Here is a 3,446-nt window from a genome sequence, read left to right as displayed (position 1 = left end):
CTTTTGTGCAAAACAGACTTTTTCATAATCTAACCCGATGTACAACCCTTCTGTGAGATTTCCGCGTCGAAGAATTTCTTTGATGTTGGTTTTCAGGGCGGCGGGAAGCGTTTCGTCTTTTACGGTATCCCGCAGAAAAATCAGATACAGGCCTTTTACCATATATAAAATTTGTTCCTGAACATAATGCTCCGTTTTTTCTGGAGGAAGATCTCTGGATGTATTGATAATTCTTACAAGGCTTTCAGCATTTCTGGAAAGCCAGATATGGGGCAGGGTTTTATCGCCTGTTCGTGCTAGATGGTTCAGGCTTTTTTCTATCCATCTCCGTGTACGGCGCATATGAGAATCAAGCCGGAACGGAAAGATGATTAGAAATGTCCATCGGGCGAACAAGACAGCCCCAAGAAACGCCAGCGTGGTATTGAGAAAAGATTGCTCGTCAAACCGTCCCTGATTGGCAGGACCGAGCAGCACGGGCAAAAACATGTTGAATGAAAAAGCATATCCCGCAGTTTGCGGATGGCGGGCGGCCAGCCCCCCAATAATCATCGGGATAAACAAAAATAGAACCAGAAGCTCTGGTGCCGTTATGGCGGGAATAACCAGCAGCGTGTAGAGGGCGGCAATTAGCCCACACCATAAAGCACCCTTGAAAAAGGGAACGGCGGCCAGCAAAGGATTTTCTCGCGTGGCCAATAGGCCATAGACGAGAGAGACAAAAGAAAAAAACGTGGGTCCGGCGGGCCATGCGGTGATTTCCCACACAAGCCATGCCCCCAGAATACCCAGACATGCCCGAATGCCGTTATCAAACGCTTTTACGGCATGGCGGCGTGATTGCAGCCTGAAGCGAAAATGATCTCCAAATTTAGGATGCACACAGGCCTGAATATGCTGGCGAATATAGGCTTCATCGGCCAGCATGGTGTGCTCTGTTGGGGTGAGTTGGTGCGTAAGGGCAAGTCCATAAGCGCGGGCTAGCATGGTAATCATGCCTGCAAAAGCTGCACGCGCGTGGTCTGCCGCATGAGAATGTGGCCCCATTTCCAACGCATCATATTCTGCACGCGCATTGGCGTTGAGAAGCGTAGATAATGCGGGTTCCAATGTTACGGCGCGGGGATGATGAATAAGCGAGGCAATGCTCTGGTTTGTGCGTAGCAGGGTTGTATTCAGGCGTTCTAAAAGGCGTTTTTGCGCATTTTCATGCAAACCGGGCATGAAGAGCACAGCTAAAGTGGCTTCACAGACAATTCCCAAGACAATGTAGGAGCTGCGGGCCATAGCAATATCAAAGATATTATCAGGCTGCATAATGGCGCCAGATGCCACAATGGCAGAGGTAAAGCTGGTAACCAACAAGCCATAGGCACGGTAACCTGTGCCAAAAGTTGCCAAGCCACAACACACACCAATCCACAATGCCAGACTGCAAAAAAACAGTCCGGGTTCTTGCGGGAAGGCTGCAATCAATACAAATGCGGCACAGCAGCCAATAAGAGTGCCAACAATACGCCACCGTGCTTTTGAGAGACTTTCCCCGCGGGAGGAAAGTGCCACAACCCATACAGTCAGAGGGGCCCATTGCGGGCTATCCAACTCCATCCACATGGCAATCAGCAATGAAAGGCAGGCTGCGCTGGATGTTCGAAGTGCAAACAGAACATCAGATACGTTGGGTGTGAGCAGCCAGCCCAAAGCTGATTTGGTATAAGGTTGCGTTATAGCGGCAGTAAGTGTGCGCATTGTGTTTCCCGCGGATCAGAAAACACACGCTGCCGCATACAAAAACACGCGTCCAAGTGTTTGTTATAATTATATTATAAGTAATATTTATAATAAAAATGCAATAATATTAAAAAGAGATTCTAGATCGAATAAGAGTGATGAAAATCCAGTTTTTGCAGAATCTCCCAAGCCCTCATAGAAAGTGTGGGGGTAATGGTTTGTTGCAGGCGGACAATGCCAACATCAGGAGAGGGGATGTTCTCCAAGAGCCGTGTTTGTAATAAGCCGCTACGTTCGGGCAGGGCAGCTACAGGTAAAATGGTTGCAAGGCGGCTATTGAGAACTTCTGTGTGTAAAAGTTCCAAAGCGTTGGTTTCCAACATAATATGGGGTTTTATACTGGCTTCTCTAAAAGCTGTATCTACCAGCTGGCGGCTGCGCATTTGCCGGTTCAACAATCCTAACGGAAGCTGCCCCACGTTTTCCCATGTGCAATGGTGTGCGTGCGGCAAGACCATACCTGTACCCGCAGCCAATACATGCTGTTCCTGATACAGAGCGTGTGCATCCAAAGGGCTTTCCTGAGAAATCTGGTCCAGATACATCAAGCCAAGTTGGATCTGATGTTCTCTTAACTGATGGAGAATTTCAGTGCTGGAGCAGACTGTAATGCTTACGTGCAAAGCCGGAATGGCAGCTTTCAGGCTTTCTACCAGCAAGGGGATCACCTGCATGGTTGTAGGCATAATTCCAATAGCAATGGAACCACCGGCTATATCCTGCGCAAAAGCCGCTTCTTGGCGCAAGTTACTAAGGTCGGAAACTGTCTGACGGGCCCAAGCCAGAACGCGTTGGCCTTCTTCAGTCAGCCCATTAAATCGCCTGTTGCGGTTTATAATAGTAATACCCAGTTCGCTTTCCAGCTGCCGTATCCCGGCGGAAAGAGCGGGTTGGGAGACACCGCAATGTTCAGCTGCACGTGAAAAATGACGATACTTGTCTAGAGCAATCAAATAAGAAAGTTGACGTAAAAACATGGTTTTTAATAAGCCTGATGGTGTTCAAGAAAGTAAGGTGCATGCCAGCGGAATAACGGTCTCTTTTGTAAACGGCGCCAAGGGAAGATCCGCTGGAATCTTTAAAGGGTCAATCCATACTATCTGTTCTATTTCTGCAGCAGGCGAAACGTGCTCTGATTGAATGAATAATTGAAACAGCTCTGCTTCAATAACATGATGAGGTTCATTTGCTGCGGGGGCTTGGAAGCGCCCAATGTAGTTTTGTGCGTCAACAGTAATTTTTAGAGACAATTCTTCCTGAATCTCTCGTTCCAAAGTTTGTTCCGCTGTTTCTCCTCTCTCACGCTTGCCTCCGGGTTGCATAAAAAAGCGTGTTCCTTGCTTGCGTACGAGCAGGATGTTTCTGGCTGGAGACATGAGCAACGCAGTTGCGAGATAAATTGTGTGAAGAGTGGACGAAACCAAAGGGTCTTCCTTCAAAATAAGGGCTCGGTCATTTTGTAATCTTAAATGAGCTGAGGGGTGAGGGCAGAAAAATCTAACTCATGTGAAGAGCAATACAGAAAGGTAATCTAACGGTAATCTAGGAAAACTGCCATTTTCTGACGTTTGGGGCTTCTCTCACAGAATCGGTTTTTGAGGAAAAGTTCTTATTTTTCAGTGAGTTGTATTTTTTCTGAAATTGGGTGTTGACGT

3 protein-coding genes are annotated in these 3,446 nt (G+C 47.5%); all 3 read right to left on the bottom strand.

All coding sequences use genetic code 11. From position 1 onward, the window contains the following. A partial coding sequence (locus CSR02_RS15295; RefSeq protein WP_244177060.1) for an FUSC family protein occupies positions 1-1,749 on the bottom strand: 1,749 nt, incomplete at its 3' end. Positions 1,750-1,871: 122 nt separating this feature from the next. Further along, the gene (locus CSR02_RS15290; protein ID WP_099542253.1) at positions 1,872-2,768 is read right to left on the bottom strand and encodes a LysR substrate-binding domain-containing protein; all 897 of its coding nucleotides are present in this window, start codon (positions 2,766-2,768) and stop codon (positions 1,872-1,874) included. Between the two features lie 24 nt (positions 2,769-2,792). Then, positions 2,793-3,215 carry an NUDIX hydrolase gene (locus tag CSR02_RS15285; protein ID WP_244177059.1) on the bottom strand — a complete coding sequence of 141 codons (423 nt, stop codon included), beginning with the start codon at positions 3,213-3,215 and terminating at the stop codon, positions 2,793-2,795. Positions 3,216-3,446 lie beyond the last annotated feature (231 nt).

It is taken from the genome of Acetobacter pomorum, assembly GCF_002738225.1.
GTDB lineage: Bacteria > Pseudomonadota > Alphaproteobacteria > Acetobacterales > Acetobacteraceae > Acetobacter > Acetobacter pomorum.
The sequence above is the reverse complement of the archived record's forward strand: the minus strand, read 5'-3'. Positions and strand labels throughout refer to the sequence as shown.